We start from the raw sequence: 17,478 nt of genomic DNA, 5'->3' as shown, positions 1-17,478 counted from the left end.
AATTTTTGTGATTATTCTACGTGAATAATTCCAGTCATCCAAGGATGAACCATACAAAAGTAATCATAAGTTCCTGCTTTATCAAATGTAAATTCAAAAGTTGCGCCAGACATGAATAATCCTGAATCAAATACTCCAGTAGTACCCGCATTGATATTTCCACTTGTTACAGTGTGAGCTGCAGTATCATCATTACTCCAAGTTACTGTTGCACCAACTGCCACAGTTGCCTCATATGGCAAGTAACATTCGTTAGTTTCTTCACATCCAGGAACACCTGAACCTTCAGGTGAAGAGACGGTTAATGACATTGGCAAATTGGATTTAGATTCTGGTTCAGGAAGTGCTTCTGGTTCCATTGATACTGGTTCTTCTGTTGGTTCTTCAATTACAACCATTTCAGTCACTTCATTGACAATTACTTTACCAGTCATCCAAGGATGAACCATACAAAAGTAATCATAAGTTCCTGTTTTATCAAATGTAAATTCAAAAGTTTCTCCAGCCATAAACAAACTAGAGTCAAATACCCCAGTAGTACCATCTTGCATTGAACCACTAGTTACAGTATGTGCAGCTGTATCAACATTGTTCCATTGAACAGTATCGCCAACAAATATTGTGATTGTGTATGGCAAGTAACATTCGTTTGTTTCCTCACATCCTGGACCACCAGAGCCTTCTGCAGTTTCAACTACATGTGTTTGTGGAGGAGCAGGAACTGCAGATGTAACTTCACCCAAAACTTGTGTGTCAAGTTCTTCAGCAACCTTTGATTCTGGAGTGACAATCATTTCATACTCAGTGGTAATTGGTGTTGCAACATTATCACCATGTCCAAGACCGGTAACTAGAATTTTGATCACTACATCAGAATTACTTAAGGGAGTTGTTTGATGAACAGGGTATACTTCAACTAGATTTCCAGCATCATCAACAGTTGTGTGTCTATGAGATTCTTCATACAAGATTTCATTTCCATCTTGTGTTGCAGTAATTGTGTAAAATACATGATTGACTATTTTACCATCATCACCAATAAACTCAGATTCAATTTCCAATATACTTCCTTCAGTTGCTAAAAGAGGCAAAGGCATAGGAGTAACAGAAATCTCTTGCATCACAGTCTCAACTTTCGGTTTAACTATAGGATCATCAATACTGCATTCACCATCATGAACAAATTTTACATCAGCTGCTTCTAACATACACAAATTACCATAAGTTTCACCATCAATACCACATACGGGATCCCACTCCATAGTACAAACAGTGGGTTTTTCTTCAACTACTCTAGGTTCAATAATTTCATCAGGAGACATTGCAATGAATCCAATAGATATTGCAACAAGTACTCCAACTACACCTATAATTCCATAAGAAAAATTCATCTCATCCACCTGTTAACTTTGCAAACTTCTCATTCTTACTTAACTTTTCCATAAATTCGATATTAGATAGTGCAACAATTGCAGATTCTACAACGGGTTTATCAGGATCATCTAATGCCTTTTCCAAGGCATCTTTTGCATCTTTATTTCCAACAACACCTAATGCAATTGCAGCTTCGTGTCTAACAAACATGCTTGGATCATTGAGTGTTGCATCAGTTAGTGGAGGAACTGAACTAGAATAGCACATTTGCCCTAGAGAAAATGCAGCTTCGTGTCTTACCAATTCATTTTCATCATCTTTCAAAACTTTGGCAATATAGGGGACTTTATCTTCCCCACCAAAATCAACTAAGATACAAGTGGCTCTTGTTCTAACTACATAATCCGGATGATCTAAAAGTTTTACAAAGTATTCGGTATCCTTTTGCTCATACTTTTTTTCCATTTCAGCAAAAAGTGTCAATCGATCATCAGTAACTACTTGCAACGTTTTTTGAGATTTTTGTGTCCTATATTTAGTTAATCAGAAGAAATTCTAAAATTTTTGAGGTATGTATTTAATGGAAAAAATACGATAATTTCTCATGAGCGCAGTAATTGGCGAAAAAGTACCAAATTTTGGGGTCTCAGAGTGGGTTCAAGGGGCACCAACAAATTTTGATCAGGAAAAAGACCATATTGTTCTAGTGGAGGTCTTCCAAGTAAACTGTCCAGGGTGTTTTATGCATGCATTACCTGAAGCAATTGAGATTTACAACAAGTACAAAGATGAAGGTGTAAGAGTAATTGGAATTGCAACTGCTTTTGAGGATTTTGATAAAAACACACTAGATAATTTGAAAATGCTTGCAGAAACAGGAGAGGTAATAGGAGAAACTAAAAGTGCATTTCAAATGAGCGGACAATTACAAGAAGGAAACAAACTGCCATACAAAATTCCATTTCCTTTAGCAATGGACAATTTGGTAAAAACTACAGGAGAAATCAGCCAAGAAAAAATAATGCAATTTATCTATCCACAAATCCCAGAATTTGACTCACAACCTGAAGAATACAGAAATCAAATCATACAAAGAGTCAAAGATTATATGAAATCAAAAGAGTATTCTGCTGAAACGTTTGAAAAGTTTGCACTACAAGGAACTCCATCAACCATTCTAGTAGACAGAAAAGGAATTCTAAGAGATGTTTCATTTGGGCAAGTTGGACAAGCAGAATCAATGATTCAAAAACTACTCAACGAAGACTAGGTTACCTTATTAGAATAACAGCAACAGATAGCGCTACAGCTGTGATAAATCCTCCAATAATAGCGATTTTTGAGTTATCCACAAGATTCGATTTTGATGTCTAAATTTTAAGGATTTGTAAAAAACATTAATTCAAATTAAAACAAATCAAAATATGGAAGAAGGACAAATTATTGTTCCATTGTTAATTGCAGCAGCAGTTGGGATTTTTGTTGGGACAAGATTATGGATTATGTTCAAAAAATAGATTTGAGATTCTTTTAATTCTTAAAATCACAATTGTGGGTAATCCTACATACATTCCAATATTTAGAAGAATTAACGATACTCCGATAGATAGAATTTCAGATTCTGTTTCTGCGTAATTCATTAGAGACAAAGTTGTAATCATAGGAGTAAGTCCAGTTTTGATTATTTCATTGAAGATTGGATGCTCCCTTTGATAATCTGCTACTTGAGGACTAAATGAATAGTAAAACGTGTTGAATAAAGTGATAAACGACTTTCCTGATTCTGTTGCTAACAATTTGTTATCTCTTAACTCTCTTAATTGTTGGACTTGAGGTGCCAGTTCAGAACCAAACGTTGCAGTTGCAATTAAGCATCCACCACCAGGCTCTTCATAAGTCTCTTCATCATCAGAAACAGATTCTACAATTTCTTTTACGCCAACAAGTGCATCTGTTCCAATGATATCGATTTTGTTATTACCAATTCCAGTAAAATTTAATGTTATGAATGAAATTCTTTCATTTGATTTGAATTTTTGAATGGATTCAATTTCATTAATGTAAAAAGTGAAATTACCACTAAGTAAATTAATTGGGATTGTTACTTCACCAAGATTATTTTCCAACCCACTTTTAATGAAAAGAGTTAAGCGCTTTTCATTTTTTTCAAACTCATGTTCTAAAATCTCAAAATTTGAAACAGTGACAACTTCAAAATTATGACCGCTTGTATCTACATCAAGACGAGTTAGTAATCCCGTTTTATCAGATATTTGACCAAACACAGGAGATACTATCAAAAGTAAAAGTAACGGAATGAAGAATATTATTTTCAATTTATGCTGTTTGAGAAATACGTTTAGTTAATTCTTTATCTTGTGCAACTCTTGGATGATCTGGATCTGCCAAGATGACTTCAAACCAATAGTGTTTTCCATCTTTATAGATAAAGTAGGAACCCAAAAGTTTCATGTTTGGATATCTTTCACTAACTCTTCGTTCAGCAACAGTTTTCATATTGTCATCTGCTTTGATTCTGGTAACGCCCAGATGTTTTGGTCTTCTACCACCAGTAGGTCTTTGTTTTCTCATACCACCAGTTCCAACTCTCATTCTAACAACAATAATGCCTTGTTTTGCTTTGTATCCCAATCTTCTTGCTCTTTGTATTCTGCTAGGCTTGTCGATACGAGTAATAGCATTTTGTTTACGCCAGCCAACTATACGTTCACGTAGTTCTGGAGCATTTTCCTTCCAGAGTCTGATCCATACTTGGTCTTGACGACTAGGCATATCGGGCATAGTAAAACTCCCTTTAATAACTGTAAATCGAACAAATCTGAGCACGGCTAAGTAATTAAAATTCTCTTGAGTGGGGCATCACATTCCACGCACTCTAAGAGTTGCTTCCGCAGAAAACTCGATAATTTAATCACGCCAGAGTTGTTAAAAAGGATTCCTGAGAATTGATTTGAGATTTTTATTGAACAGATGGAACAAGAAAAAAGATGAAAGTCACAACTGTAGTCATAGCCACAGTTTTGGCACTTAGTTTGACAGTTTTGCCATCTGCATATGCAGAGTCTACAGTAGAGATTATTATGGAAAAAACAACATACAGTTACTGTGAGAAATTATTCTATACAATCAAGGTTTCAGAAATTACAGGAAATCCTGCAATAATTCACATCAGAGATGAAGTAGGTAAAGGAAGTAGTGCAATTCCATTTCCAATAACTGAATTAGAAAATCCAGTACCATCAAGAGTTGCTTTTGAAAAGGAAATTTTTCCATTAGGGAAATATTTCATTGATGTTGAATATGAAGGAGTACAAACAACAGCAGAATTTACATTAATTGATGAAAACAAAGTATGCATTCCAGAAGTAGTAAAACCAATTATGGCAAATTGGCTTTCAGGAAACATATCAGATGGGTTTTTAATTGATGCATTCCAAAAATTCACAGAGGAGCAAGGTATTTTCAAAATTCCTTTTGAGATAAACGAAACAACTGTTTATGATGTAAGAATTCCTGAATGGGTGAAAAATGTTGGATACTGGTGGCTTGAAGAATTGATTTCAGATGAGGACTTAGTTAATGCAGTAAACAATCTCATCGAGAGAAACATAATATCACTTAATCAAGAAACAGGAAATGAGATATGAACAAATATTCTGTCATAACCATAATTGCAATTATAGTAATAGTTACTCCGTTTGTATTTTCTGTAATGAATATTGTTGGCAGTCAACAATTAGAATACAGATGGAATTCTCCTGGAATCTTTTCATTTTTTACAATGTTAAATCATGGTGAAACAGAGTTTTGCAATACACTGCCATTTTGGGTGACATTTGAAAAATTTGAAGTTTCGGTATTTTACATGGAACGATATCTTGGATCATATGTAGTTCAACCTCTAACACTTAATCCATCATCGTCAGGAATTCAAGAGGGAGTTTTTTCATCTGAAGATTTTGAAGAAGCACAACATATTTTCATGAATTTTGATTTTTCATTTGACTCAGGGGAAATGAGAATGGATGCCAACAAGTTTGTGGTAGTAATTCAAACTGAAACGCCAATTCTAGGCATAATTCCATATTCATCAACTACACAAATTTCAGGATTTGAATTTGATGAAATTATGAATGCTGAAGATTTGACTTGTGATTAATCTCGGCTTTTACTAGCCTTTGACATTAATGCCAAGATGATTGCAATTGCTCCAGTTACAATAAATGCTGCAATTAATCCATAACCCAATTCCTTACCAAGTCCAGTAGTACTTGCAGGGGAAGATTTTTGAGGTTCAGCAACACACATTCCATCTTTGAGAATTGTTCCAGGACCACATCTTTCATCTAAAACACATACACCATTTTTGAGAATTGTTCCAGGACCACATTCTGTTGTTTTAGTAGGTTCTTTTGGAGTTTCTACAGGTGTAGGTTCAGATTTTTCTTTTTCAATTTCAGCAATTAGTTTGTCTAATTCAGATTTTGAGATATCTAAAGCCTCATGGAAAGTGTAATCAGAATAATTGTCTTCAAACCAATCCTTGTAGGATGATTCAGTAACATAACGTTCAACATAGAACTTTGGATCTTTTGAAGGATCTACAAATGCTGCAGGAATTTGTTTTTCAGAAACAGTTTCTTCAGGAGTTTCCTCAGTTCCAGAAGGGGTTTCTTCTATGGTTCTACCAAATACAGAACCAATGATTTCTACCTCTTCAGTTCCAGTAGGTAATTCAATGCTCAAAGTTCTGCTTTGAGAATTAGTTTCAGTTTCTGAAAAGTTTGGCTCATCACCATCAGCCAAAATAATAAAGTCATCATCTACGCCTTCATAGATAGAATCAAAGAAGGTTCTATCAAATGTAATATCTAAAACTCCGGGAGAGTCAGTCACATCAACAGTAATAATTAGTGAAATGAAATCAGGGTCTGATTCGATACCAGATACGGACAGTCCAGTTGCAGTATAATCAACATTGTAACTAGTTCCATCCACATTAACTGAAATTGTTTCAGCATATACAAAAGCTGAAGAAAGCAAAGTGAAGAAGATCAGTCCTAGTGAGATTTTTAGCAAAGTATTCCCATTGGTCAGATTTCTCAATCTCTCAGATTGTAATTGAGTGATACTATGATTGTTCAATACGATTGACTTCCTCCAAATTGGTGTTAAAAACAAAGAGACGATAATTAATCACGTAAAAGTCAACTTTTTTGCGTATTTTTAAGAATCACGCAGGAATGATTAGATGACGCCTCTTAAAATTTGGACGATTTTCTCAGCAATTACATTTGCAGCCAAAGATTGTGCTTCTTTTGTTTGAGCTCCAATATGAGGAGTTAAAATAACATTATCAAGTTCTGCCAACTTTGTTCCAATAGCAGGTTCTTTTTCAAATACATCTAAAGCTGCCCCACCCAAAGTTCCATTTTTGAGTGCGTCATAAAGTGCATCTTCATCAACTACTCCACCTCTAGAAGTGTTGATGATTTTGGCAGTCTTTTTCATAGTAGACATTTTTTGTGCATCTAAGAGATGATAAGTCGAATCTAATAGTGGAACGTGAATTGAGATATAATCAGAACTTTGTAACAAAGTATTCAAATCAGCTTTCATCAAACCAACTTCTTTTGAAAATTCTTCATCGATTGGAACAACATCATAACCAATAATATTCATGTTAAGTGCACGTGCAAGCCTTCCCAATCTTTTTCCAATATTTCCTAATCCAATAATTCCAAGATATTTTCCTGCAAGTTCGGTTCCTTTCAATTCTTTTTTGAGCCACTGTTCATTTCTAATTCCTCTATCACCTCTGGCGGTTTGTCTTGCAAGGGCTAACATCAAACCCAATACTAATTCAGCAACGGCGTTCATTGCACCTTCTACAGCATTGATTACTCGGATGTTCTTTGCTTTGGCAGCTTCTTGATCAACATTATCAAGTCCAACTCCAACACGTGCAATGATTTTACAGTTATCTGCCTTATCGATCATTTCTTTAGTAATAGTAGTTCTGCTTCTAACAATTACAATATTGTAATCAGAAATTTTTTCTAATATTTGTTCAGGAGTGATCTCTGGTTCATAAGACACCTTCAATCCATTATCTTGTAAAATTTTATTCAAAATTGGATCTACTTCATCACAGATTAGTACAGAATCATCAAATCCCATGAAATTCAAAACGGAGCTACGGAATATAATTCATTCAAAATAATAAAAAGAAAAAGATGTTAAATGATCAAGAAGTTAGGATTTCTGCTACTACAGGAATTACTTCCCATAATGCGACATAATCGCCACTTGCTTGCATTTCAGAAGCTACTTCATCAGTGTATAAACCGTGAATGTTTAGTGCAGGATGAGCAATACTGTTCATTCCCATTGGTGGGACAGCATCACTTGGGTTGCCTAAAGCATATGCATAAGATGCTACTGGTGCTGGGATAACTCCTTTCTCAACTAGAACTGGGTTCAAGCCGAATGGGTCACCTGCTACAAAGACTGTAGCTGCGCCAGTGTAAATTGCTGCATAATCATGGTTTACTGCTGCATATGCACCTGGTTCATCAAATACCAAGTCAACAATCATTCCTTGTGAGCCACCGAGTAACCATGTTTCAGTTGCTGCGGATTGTACTCTGTTACCTTGGACAACTCTATCCAATATTTCACCAACAATGTGGAAGAATACTGGTTCGTTACCTTGGTTTTCAACGAATAATCTTACGTGTTGATCATTTTCAACAAATAAGAGTTGTGATTGGTATTGCTTGTGTTCAAGTCCGTTCCATGGTTGTGCAACAAAGATGTTCTTGTTTACATCGCCATTGACGAGTAAGTTATGAGCCATGTTTGGTACATAACCAAATTGCATTCCGTTAACAACTGTTGCAGTGTTATGATGTTGGAACATTGCTCCTGCATCATAGTTGCCTTCAGGTGTAAGGTACAACTGATTATATTGGAGTTGGAACTCTAATGCATCTGCATCATAGAATTTTCTGTCAAGTTCACCACTGCCACTTGTTTTTTCAACCATTAGTTTCTTGTAACCATTTGCTGGATCAACGATTGCAATTCCGTACATGCCGGAAAGTACGTGTTGGTCCATACCAATGAGTTTAACACCAGAACAATGGTATTTGAAAATACCAGCGGATTCAGCGATGTAACAGTACTGACTTGTTTCACCAGGATTAACTGATTCAAAGTTTCCTGCTGACATTTGTGATGCGTGCATGTCGTTACCGTGTCCAGTAACTTCATCATCTGGAATTACAAGTGTCATTTTTACAACATCACCTTGTGTGACTCTAAGGGTTGGTCCTGGGACTGTTCCACTGAAAGTCATGGCGTTGTAAGTTTTTCCTCCCATAATTGGAAGTTCAACACTTTCACCAGTCAAGTTGAACTCGACTACTTTTCTACCAGAATTTTCTAGAACACCACAATCAGTTTCTGCGAATGCTTCAGGCATTACAAGCTGTAAACCTCCCATATTTCTGATTTTATCCATGACATCGACGTCCATTTGGGACATGTCAAGGGATTGACCAGTAATCTGGGTTTGTGTGTATGTGCTTCCGAATAAGGTTGCGCCCATTACAGCTACTGCTGCAATTGTAAAGAGCATACTAACACGCTTATTCATTAAGCACGGTGCCCCCTGAATCCTATATAATAATTCCCATTATTGGTATATGAAAATATGAAGATCTCTGAAAAAGAATGAATAATGGGTTAAAACAACCGAGTATAGAATGAAGTTTCGATTAGATCAAGACTCACTAGGCAAAGTCAAAATTCCTGCAGACGCATATTATGGAGCATTTACGGGCAGAGCAATCAAACAGTATCACGTTACAGGAAACAAGTCTCATGAGAATTTGGTAAAGTCGTTTGTAATGATCAAAAGATCAGCTGCAGTAGCCAATATGAAAACAAAGGCTATTGACAGTAAACGTGGAAAAGCAATAGTTTCTGCGTGTGATAAAATTTTGGCAGGAAAGCATGTTGATCAATTTGTTGTAGATATGATAAATTCTGGAGCAGGAACCGCGTTTAATATGAATTCAAATGAAGTTATAGCAAATGTTGCATTAGAGACTTTGCGTAAAAAGAAAGGACAGTATGAATTCTTACATCCAAATGATCATGTCAACATGTCACAGTCAAGTAACGATACATATCCCACTGCAATGCATGTTGCAATTTTGATGAATCTCAAAGAAACAATTCCAGCTATTGATATTTTGATAAAATCATTATCAAAGAAAGCAAAACAATTTTCATCATTTAAGAAAATTGGAAGAACTCACCTCATGGACGCACTACCAGTAACTTTAGGTAGTGAGTTTGCAGCTTATGTCACATCTATCACTAAAGCAAGAAACGAAATTGCTGCATCACAAAAAGAACTACAAAATGTTGCACTTGGTGGAACTGCTGTTGGTTCTGGGGCTAACACACCAAAAGGTTACAGAAAAATTGCAATATCAGAGCTTGCAAAAATTTCAAAATTATCATTAAAGCCTGAAAAGGATATGCAACATGGACTGCAAAGCAAGTATGCTGTTGCAAATTGTTCAGGAGCATTACGTAATTTGGCATTAGAGATTGGTAAACTTGCAAATGACATTAGATTAATGGCATCAGGTCCAATTGCAGGTTTAGCAGAACTTGGAATTCCTGCAGTTCATGCAGGTTCATCAATCATGCCAGGTAAAGTAAACCCATCATTAGCTGAATGTATGAATATGATTTGCTTTAATGTAATTGGAAACGATACTGCAGTATCCTATGCAGCACAAAGTGGTCAGTTTGAGCTTAATGTAATGTTGCCGGGAATGCTAAAGTGCATGTTAGAGTCAACAGATATGTTAAAGAATTTCTTGCCAATATTTTCTGCCAATCTAATTGATGGACTTACTGCAAACAAGGATAAATTACGTGCAGATATTGAAAACAGTCCAGTAATCGTTACATTACTAACTCCAAAAATTGGATATCTCAAATCTGCAGAACTTTTCAAAGAGTCATTAAAAACTGGAAAAACTATCAGAGAACTAGTTGTTTCAAAGAAACTAATGACTAACAAAGAAATTGATTCTCTGTTTGGATAAAGTATGGCAAAAATATTTGTAGAATCTTACGGATGTTCTGCAAGTTTTGCAGACTCTGAAATGATTTCAGGATTAATTCTAAATGGAGGCCATACGTTAGTTGAGGATTCGTCAGAATCAGATCTTAACATTGTTGTAACATGTTCTGTAAAAGATGCAACAGCAAACAAGATGATTCATAGGATAAAATCACTAAAGACAAAGCCTCTAGTCGTAGCTGGTTGTCTACCAAAAGCTGAAAAAGAAACTGTCGAAAAGTTTTCTCAAAGTGCCAGTCTACTTGGTCCAAATTCTTTAGGTAAAACTCTCCAAGTCATTGATTCTACACTTAAAGGAAGAAAAGAGATTGCATTAGAAGACTCTGATTTATCAAAAGTGGGATTGCCAAAAGTTAGGTTGAATCCAGCAGTAGGAATAGTTGAGATTGCAAGTGGATGTATGAGTGAATGTACATTTTGTCAGACTAAAATTTCAAAAGGAGATCTTCAAAGTTACAGACTAGGAGACATTGTAAGACAAGTAAAAACAGAGATCAATGAAGGATGTAAAGAAGTGTGGTTAACATCAACTGATAATGGATGTTATGGATTTGATATTGGAACAGATTTACCTTCTTTAATTAATGCAGTCTCAGAAATCCCTGAAGAGTTTATGATCAGAGTAGGAATGATGAATCCAATGTACATGCCACGAATTAAAGAGAAATTAATTGAATCATATGATAATGACAAAGTCTTCAAGTTTCTCCACATCCCAGTACAAAGTGGAAGTGACAAGGTTTTGCACGACATGAAAAGGGGTCATACTGCTGGAACATTCAGAGAGATAGTAAAAAAGGCAAGAGAGAGATTCCCAAACTTTACCATTTCAACAGACATCATAGTAGGATTTCCTTCAGAGACAAAAGAAGACTTTGAGAAAACAGTAGAATTGCTTGATGAGACAAGACCAGATGTGGTAAATCTTTCAAAATACAGTGCCAGACCAGGAACTGAAGCTGCTGAATGGGAACAAATTGATGTTGCAGAAGTAAAATCAAGAAGTAAGAAAATTTTTGAACAGATCAACAAAATATCGTTAGAGAACAACAAAAAGTGGATCGGTTGGAAAGGCAATGTTCTCTTTGATGAAAGGACAGACGAGGGAATCAAAGGAAGAAACTTTGCATACAAGCCGGTGTTTGTCCCTGAACAAGTGGACATTGGGCAATTGCAAGCAGTTGAGATCATTGAGGCTACACAGAATAGCCTTCTTGGGAAGATCGCAAGCTAAATTTTTTAGATCTAAAATTTGATTAAAAAAACGTAAGAAGGTTTTTTATGGAATTCAGAGAATAGGATCTGAAATGAGTTTTCAAGTAAAAGAACCAATTTTAGTAATAGGTTTGGGTGGCGCAGGCTCAAAATTAGCACTCAAAGCCAAAGATTCACTAGATTCAGATTGTCTCTTGATCAGTAATGATTCAAAAGATTTCACAGAAGAAGTACCATCTGTACATGTTTCAACAGATTCAGTAGTAAATCCATCAATGCAGTTAATCAGAGGCTCAACTTACAATGTTTCAGAAGAAATCAAATCAAAAATTTCTGGTTATTCCACTATTGTTATGATGAGTAATTTAGCAGGAAAAGCAGGCTCAGCCATAGCACCAGTAGTATCAGAAATGTGTAAAGAAGCAGATGTAGGATTAGTTTCATTTGCAATTATGCCTTTCAAATACGAGAAAGATAGAATTTTCAATTCAGGCGTATCACTAAAGAGAGTTAGAGAAAACTCGGAATGTACTGTTGTGCTTGATAATGATTCACTATTAGAGAGCAACCCAGACTTGACTCCTAAAGCATGCTATGACATTGCAAACTCTGCAATTATGCACGTTGTAGAATCACTTGGAACCTCAGAAATGTCTTCAGATACAAATATTCTCACTACAAGCAAAGAAGGACAAGATATTGAAGATTCACTTAGAGACTCACTCAAAATGTTATATGAAAATGCTCCACCTAACGCTGTAAAACGTTCAATGCTGTACGTCGTTGGAGGTAGTAATATTCCAGTAGGAGTACTAAACTCAATAACCAATCTCACAAGTGGAATTCTTAATGAAAGCAATTCACAAATTGACATGACTTCAGAATCTGAATCCAAAGTAGTGATATTGTCATCAATACAAGGAATGACTAAATTTGACAACTATGATCCACTCGGAATGATTCCACAAGAAGACACACTTGACTGGTCCGCACCAGATTGTAGTATTGATTGCAAATTGGACTTATACCAATTAGAATAAAATAATTTTTTAAAAGTATAATTTTTTGAAAAAGATTATTCTTTATCTTCTTTCTTTGGTGCTTCTTTAGCTGGTTCTTCTTTCTTTGGTGCTTCTTTAGCTGGTTCTTCTTTCTTTGGTGCTTCTTTAGCTGGTTCTTCTTTCTTTGGTGCTTCTTTAGCTGGTTCTTCTTTCTTTGGTGCTTCTTTAGCTGGTTCTTCTTTCTTTGGTGCTTCTTTAGCTGGTTCTTCTTTCTTTGGTGCTTCTTTAGCTGGTTCTTCTTTCTTTGGTGCTTCTTCTACTTTGTCTTCAACTTTTGGAGTTTCTTTTTCAGGAGTTACTTTAGATTCAATTTCTTCTTCATAAGGTGAAACAAGAACATAACCTTCATCGGTCTTACTCATTCTAACTCTAATCTTTCTTGGAGGACTTCTGATTCCTTTTGCCCAAATTTGATGAGCTAAATCTTCTTCAATTTTAATATCTTCAACCTTCATGTGATGACGAGCAAATTCTTTGATCATATTGATTGCTCTAACTGCTCGGTGTTGTGATTGAGAGAGTAATACTTTACCAAGTGGAATTGTGTAAACACGTTCTAATTCTTGAGACATCTATCCTACCTCCACATCAGTTGATCTCCAAGCTCTACGTTTTGGATTTGTTCTAACACTTCTCTTTGTTTTGAGAATAATCCATGCAGGTACTGGTGATGCCTGTTTTGTTTTTTTCAACAGACGAATCTTCCTTGGAGAGGACTTACGTGCAGCCATAGATTTTCAGGCACGTGGAGCTCTTTTTAAATGAATCTCAGGATTTTAGGCCATCATGAATCTGTTTTAGGATTCTAGCAGAGGCACCCCATACGATTTTGTTTTGGTATTCAAAGGTGAACATCTCCTGAATTATGTTATGCGAGGGATCAGGATCGTGTGCAATGGTGTCCAATAAAGAATCAAGAGGCATGTGAAAAATCGTTTCGACTTCTCGATTGGGAGAAAGCGGTGGAATCTCATTTAGAACAGCAACAAATGGCAATATCAAGAATCCAGAATTCAAAGTCACCACAGGTTCTAGTTGACCAATTACTTGTTCTTTAGAAATAGCCAATCCGATTTCTTCACAGGTTTCACGTAATGCAGTATCTAAAAGATCAGAATCATTTGAATCCAACTTTCCCCCAGGAAATGAAATTTCACCAGCATGAAATTTCATGTGTTTGGGTTTTTCAGTCATTACAATAATTGGTTCATTTCCATAAATTACAACAAGCACTGATGCTAAGCGGTACTTTCCGGAATTTTCAATAGTAGGATGAATTTTACTTGTAAGAATAGATTGGATATCTTCAAGAATCATTTTTCTTCTTTCCTACTTTTCCATATGGGTTTTAGTATTCAAAGGTTTTAACCAAGGATACAAAAAATGATAATATGACAATCAGGTATGAAGCTAATCCACCTAAAATTTTACCTGATGTAGATACAAATGAATCAATAAAGAAATTCATTGAAAGGATAAAAATTATTTCAAAAAAATGTGATGCAATTCACCTTACAGAAAATGTGTTAGGGTATCAAAGGGTTTCACCATTAGATGTAGGAAAAATAATTAAAAATGAAATTCCAGATTTGCCAATTACAGTTAGTCTTAGAGTCAGAGACAAATCAGAAGCAGAGATTTTTGAATTTGCAGAAAAATGTATTGAGATTGGCTTTGCAGGAATCCTAATTTTGATGGGAGACCCTTCACAAACAGGAAAGGCAGACTCTGGACAAATACCAAGTTTGACTGTAAAAAAATTAAGAGAGAAAAGTATAGATTCAAAAATTGATTTGTACCTATCAGTATCAAACAATCCAAATTTCTCTAAACTTGGAAAAAAAATTGATGCAAAACCAAAAGGATTCATGACTCAAGTCATTCAAAACATACAACAGGTTCAAGCATTATCAGAAAATCTCAGTAAATTTTCAGTTATCCCAATCATACTATTTCCCTCACAAAAAAATGAAAAATCTGCAAAGTTTTTGGATTTAGATTTAGAATCATACAGTAAAGAATTTGAAGAGTTGTTAAAACAAACACACAAAATCACAGGTGATGTTTTACTCACATCTCCAAATGATTTTACAGGATTAAACGAATTTTTGGATAAAACAACCATCTAAAGTACAAAGTATGATGCTTTAGGATGATGTACTACTATTGCTGCAGTAGATTGCTCTGGGATGATTTGTCCTGATTCAGTTAATTCCATTCCAGATTTTTCAGGTTCCAATAGTTTCCATACCAATCGGTGTTGTAATACATCAGGGCAACTAGGAAAACCCCAAGAGTATCTCAAACCACCTGCTTCTAAATTCAATTCAGATTTTATTTTTCGGTTAATCCATTCAGCTAAAGCTTCGGCAACTTCAACTGCCAATCCATGAAGATAATATGCATCAGTGTACTTGTCTTCTTGATTCCATTTTTCAATAATGTCTGCAACTTTGTTTCCCACAGTTACAGCCTGAAATGCGACAATATCATCATCGCCAAAATAATCAGTCAAACATAGATGTTCAAGTCTTGTTGAACGAGGAAAATCAAATGTTACGTCATCACCATGAGGATTGTCTACAGATAATTTTCCATCTTTGTTGTGGCATTTGAAATATCCATAAACTACTTCAGGTTCAAACAGTTTTTCTCGAATTATTCTAATCTTCCATTGACTAAGCAGTTGTTCATGATCAGATTCTGATTCAGATCCTGCTTTACCTCTCAACCCCCAAGAAAGTTTGAAGAGTGATTTTTTATCAATGAGTTGCCATACTTCGTCCATGTTAATCTGATCTAGTTTTAGGCGTATTGGTTCGCCAATAGTTTTTGGGGCAGGTGCCTGCACAGGTTTAATGTCACTTTTTGGAAGATTAGTAGGATCAATTGTTGCAGAGGATTTCTCTTTCCAGTTCTCCAATTTTTCTTTCCATTGCGCCAAAAGTTTTGGCTTTTCATCTGAAATCAAAGTATCCATTGTTTTTAGTCCTTCAAACATTGTATTACAATAAAAGACACCAGGCTCATAGATTCCGTCCTCTTTTGCAATTCGATTAATGTAGTTACTGTTAATTGCAGCACCACCACAAAGAATTGGAATATTCATTTTGTTTTTTCTTGCATGTTCTACAAAGAACTGCATTTGTTTTGACGTAGAAACAAGTAATGCAGAAAGTCCAACTGCATCAGGTTTTACCTCATCAATTTTCTCAAGGAATTTTTGTAAAGGAACTTGTTTTCCAAGATCATAAACAGAATAACCGTTATTTTGAAAGATTGTCTTTACCAAGTTCTTTCCAATATCATGAACATCACCATACACAGTTCCTAAAACCAGTTTTCCTTTGCTAGATCCTTCTTCTTTGACTAGATACTTTTCTAGTTCACCGACAGCTGCCTTCATACATTCAGCAGATTTCAAAACAAATGGAAGAATTAATTCTCCTGCACCAAATTTATCGCCTACCTCTTTCATTGCAGGAAGTAAATCTTCATTGAGAGTTCGGATTGCACCATCATGAGTTGTCTCAGGAGGAGCATCAAGGAAAAGTTTACCATCATTGTCTTTTAGAATATCATTTTTTCCAACTTTATCTGCAATAGCAGAAACAACATCATTTTCAATTCCGTCTTTGAGCCTGTTTACAATTCTAAAGTTAGCCTTCTTTCCTGCAGACCAAGATGGATCAACATCTACTTTCTTAGATACGGTGCTTGCTTGAGGTCCTGCATTCTCAAAGTATGTGATTAACTCAGACAATGCGTTTGGATGAGTGTTAAAAATTAGATCTTCAGCAAGTTTTCTTTCTTTTTCATCAATTTCGCCATATGGAATTATCTCCTTTGCATTTACAATTGCAGTATCAAGACCAGCTTTTATCGCATGATGTAAGAACACAGAATTTAGAATTTTTCTAGCATAAGGTACTAATCCAAAACTAATGTTACTTAGACCCAATGTGGTAAAAGAGTCAGGAAATTTTTCTTTTACAAGACGGATTCCTTCAAGAGTGTTTTTTCCTGCATCTAGAAATTCGTCCTCACCTGTTGCAAGGGTAAATGTAAGCACATCAAAGATAAACTGCTCAATTTTTAATCCATATTTTTTTCCAGTCTCATAAAGTAATTCAGCAGTTTCTAATTTTTGCTGAGGAGTTTTTGCCATTCCATTAGGTCCAATACACAATGCAATTGCAGGCAAACCATACTTTGCCATTATTGGTGCAAGTTTTTCAAATCTACTTCCATCACCTTCAAGATTAATTGAATTAATTATCGGTCTTCCTGGAATTTGTTTTACAGATGCATCAATTACATCTGGATCAGTTGAATCAATTACAAGAGGGGCATCTACTTCTAAGCTTAAACGTTTGACCAGATTTAACATGAATTCTTTTTCATCAGAACGTTCAGTTGTTGCAACACATACATCAAGACAGTGTGCACCATCTTCAACTTGAGTTCTACCCAAATCAACTAGTCCATCATAATCATCAGCAAGAACTAGTTGTTTTGCTTTACGAGAACCCTGAGTGTTGATTCTCTCACCAATAATGAGTGGTGCTGGAACTTGTTTCAGGTCAACTGCCTTTAATGCAGAACTTACTCTAGGAATGGTCAATAGTGTAAAATCAT

17 protein-coding genes and 2 pseudogenes are annotated in these 17,478 nt (G+C 35.5%); 8 read left to right on the top strand and 11 right to left on the bottom strand.

Annotated features, from left to right (window positions below; genetic code table 11):
- Window positions 1–11 precede the first annotated feature (11 nt).
- The gene (locus Nisw_RS07485; RefSeq protein ID WP_255430754.1) at window positions 12–1,391 is read right to left on the bottom strand and encodes a plastocyanin/azurin family copper-binding protein; all 1,380 of its coding nucleotides are present in this window, start codon (window positions 1,389–1,391) and stop codon (window positions 12–14) included.
- A 1-nt stretch (window position 1,392) separates the two neighbouring features.
- Window positions 1,393–1,881 carry a HEAT repeat domain-containing protein gene (locus Nisw_RS07480; RefSeq protein WP_141977868.1) on the bottom strand — a complete coding sequence of 163 codons (489 nt, stop codon included), beginning with the start codon at window positions 1,879–1,881 and terminating at the stop codon, window positions 1,393–1,395.
- Window positions 1,882–1,978: 97 nt separating this feature from the next.
- Here Nisw_RS07480 and Nisw_RS07475 point away from each other — a divergent pair, with 97 nt between their 5' ends.
- A complete protein-coding gene (locus Nisw_RS07475; protein WP_141977866.1) occupies window positions 1,979–2,644 on the top strand; it encodes a redoxin domain-containing protein in 666 nt (221 codons plus the stop codon).
- 223 nt (window positions 2,645–2,867) lie between these two features.
- Here the strand turns inward: Nisw_RS07475 and Nisw_RS07470 are convergent, their stop codons facing one another.
- Together Nisw_RS07470 and Nisw_RS07465 are read right to left on the bottom strand one after the other, a co-directional pair.
- Window positions 2,868–3,710, bottom strand: coding sequence for a CFI-box-CTERM domain-containing protein (locus Nisw_RS07470; protein WP_255430753.1), 843 nt, complete (start codon window positions 3,708–3,710; stop codon window positions 2,868–2,870).
- Window position 3,711: 1 nt separating this feature from the next.
- Window positions 3,712–4,167, bottom strand: a complete 456-nt coding sequence (locus Nisw_RS07465) for a 50S ribosomal protein L15e (RefSeq protein WP_048079256.1) — start codon at window positions 4,165–4,167, stop codon at window positions 3,712–3,714.
- A 215-nt stretch (window positions 4,168–4,382) separates the two neighbouring features.
- Here Nisw_RS07465 and Nisw_RS07460 point away from each other — a divergent pair, with 215 nt between their 5' ends.
- Both Nisw_RS07460 and Nisw_RS07455 read left to right on the top strand, forming a co-directional pair.
- On the top strand, window positions 4,383–5,042 hold the full coding sequence (locus Nisw_RS07460; RefSeq protein WP_141977864.1) for a hypothetical protein: 660 nt from the start codon (window positions 4,383–4,385) through the stop codon (window positions 5,040–5,042).
- Window positions 5,039–5,554: a thr operon leader peptide gene (locus Nisw_RS07455; RefSeq protein ID WP_141977862.1), complete on the top strand. Its 516-nt coding sequence runs from the start codon at window positions 5,039–5,041 to the stop codon at window positions 5,552–5,554. Before Nisw_RS07460 ends, Nisw_RS07455 begins: the two co-directional genes overlap by 4 nt.
- Here the strand turns inward: Nisw_RS07455 and Nisw_RS07450 are convergent.
- From Nisw_RS07450 to Nisw_RS07440, 3 genes are all read right to left on the bottom strand, one after another.
- Window positions 5,551–6,540: a hypothetical protein gene (locus tag Nisw_RS07450; protein WP_185736602.1), complete on the bottom strand. Its 990-nt coding sequence runs from the start codon at window positions 6,538–6,540 to the stop codon at window positions 5,551–5,553. The genes Nisw_RS07455 and Nisw_RS07450 overlap by 4 nt on opposite strands.
- A gap of 102 nt (window positions 6,541–6,642) precedes the next feature.
- Entirely contained in the window at window positions 6,643–7,575 is a 933-nt protein-coding gene (locus tag Nisw_RS07445) for a D-2-hydroxyacid dehydrogenase (RefSeq protein ID WP_141977860.1), read from the bottom strand.
- 67 nt (window positions 7,576–7,642) lie between these two features.
- A complete protein-coding gene (locus Nisw_RS07440; RefSeq protein ID WP_141978566.1) occupies window positions 7,643–9,037 on the bottom strand; it encodes a multicopper oxidase domain-containing protein in 1,395 nt (464 codons plus the stop codon).
- A gap of 127 nt (window positions 9,038–9,164) precedes the next feature.
- Between Nisw_RS07440 and Nisw_RS07435 the strand changes: the two genes are divergently transcribed.
- The 4 genes and pseudogenes from Nisw_RS07435 to Nisw_RS09530 form a co-directional block, all read left to right on the top strand.
- Complete coding sequence (locus Nisw_RS07435) at window positions 9,165–10,526, top strand: aspartate ammonia-lyase (protein ID WP_141977858.1); 1,362 nt, start codon at window positions 9,165–9,167, stop codon at window positions 10,524–10,526.
- Window positions 10,527–10,529: 3 nt separating this feature from the next.
- A complete protein-coding gene (locus Nisw_RS07430) occupies window positions 10,530–11,798 on the top strand; it encodes a tRNA (N(6)-L-threonylcarbamoyladenosine(37)-C(2))-methylthiotransferase (protein WP_141977856.1) in 1,269 nt (422 codons plus the stop codon).
- 73 nt (window positions 11,799–11,871) lie between these two features.
- Window positions 11,872–12,819, top strand: a complete 948-nt coding sequence (locus tag Nisw_RS07425) for a cell division protein FtsZ (protein ID WP_141977854.1) — start codon at window positions 11,872–11,874, stop codon at window positions 12,817–12,819.
- A gap of 99 nt (window positions 12,820–12,918) precedes the next feature.
- Window positions 12,919–13,164, top strand: a pseudogene (locus Nisw_RS09530) (pentapeptide repeat-containing protein); the annotation flags it as partial.
- Between the two features lie 65 nt (window positions 13,165–13,229).
- Here Nisw_RS09530 and Nisw_RS09525 read toward each other — a convergent pair.
- From Nisw_RS09525 to Nisw_RS07410, 3 genes and pseudogenes are all read right to left on the bottom strand, one after another.
- Window positions 13,230–13,412: pseudogene (locus tag Nisw_RS09525) on the bottom strand (50S ribosomal protein L31); the annotation flags it as partial.
- Window positions 13,413–13,571: a 50S ribosomal protein L39e gene (locus Nisw_RS07415; protein ID WP_012215647.1), complete on the bottom strand. Its 159-nt coding sequence runs from the start codon at window positions 13,569–13,571 to the stop codon at window positions 13,413–13,415. It lies immediately after the preceding pseudogene.
- Between the two features lie 37 nt (window positions 13,572–13,608).
- Complete coding sequence (locus tag Nisw_RS07410) at window positions 13,609–14,157, bottom strand: CoA pyrophosphatase (RefSeq protein ID WP_141977850.1); 549 nt, start codon at window positions 14,155–14,157, stop codon at window positions 13,609–13,611.
- Window positions 14,158–14,231: 74 nt separating this feature from the next.
- On the opposite strand from Nisw_RS07410, the gene Nisw_RS07405 reads away from it, so the two are divergent.
- Window positions 14,232–14,969 carry a methylenetetrahydrofolate reductase gene (locus Nisw_RS07405; protein WP_141977848.1) on the top strand — a complete coding sequence of 246 codons (738 nt, stop codon included), beginning with the start codon at window positions 14,232–14,234 and terminating at the stop codon, window positions 14,967–14,969.
- On the opposite strand, the gene Nisw_RS07400 is transcribed toward Nisw_RS07405, so the two are convergent.
- Entirely contained in the window at window positions 14,966–17,464 is a 2,499-nt protein-coding gene (locus Nisw_RS07400) for a dihydropteroate synthase (protein ID WP_141977847.1), read from the bottom strand. The two genes, Nisw_RS07405 and Nisw_RS07400, sit on opposite strands and share 4 nt — an antisense overlap.
- Window positions 17,465–17,478 lie beyond the last annotated feature (14 nt).

The organism is Candidatus Nitrosopumilus sp. SW (assembly GCF_006740685.1).
Lineage (GTDB): Archaea > Thermoproteota > Nitrososphaeria > Nitrososphaerales > Nitrosopumilaceae > Nitrosopumilus.
Note: the sequence above shows the minus strand (reverse complement) of the source record. Positions and strands in the feature narration are given on the sequence as shown.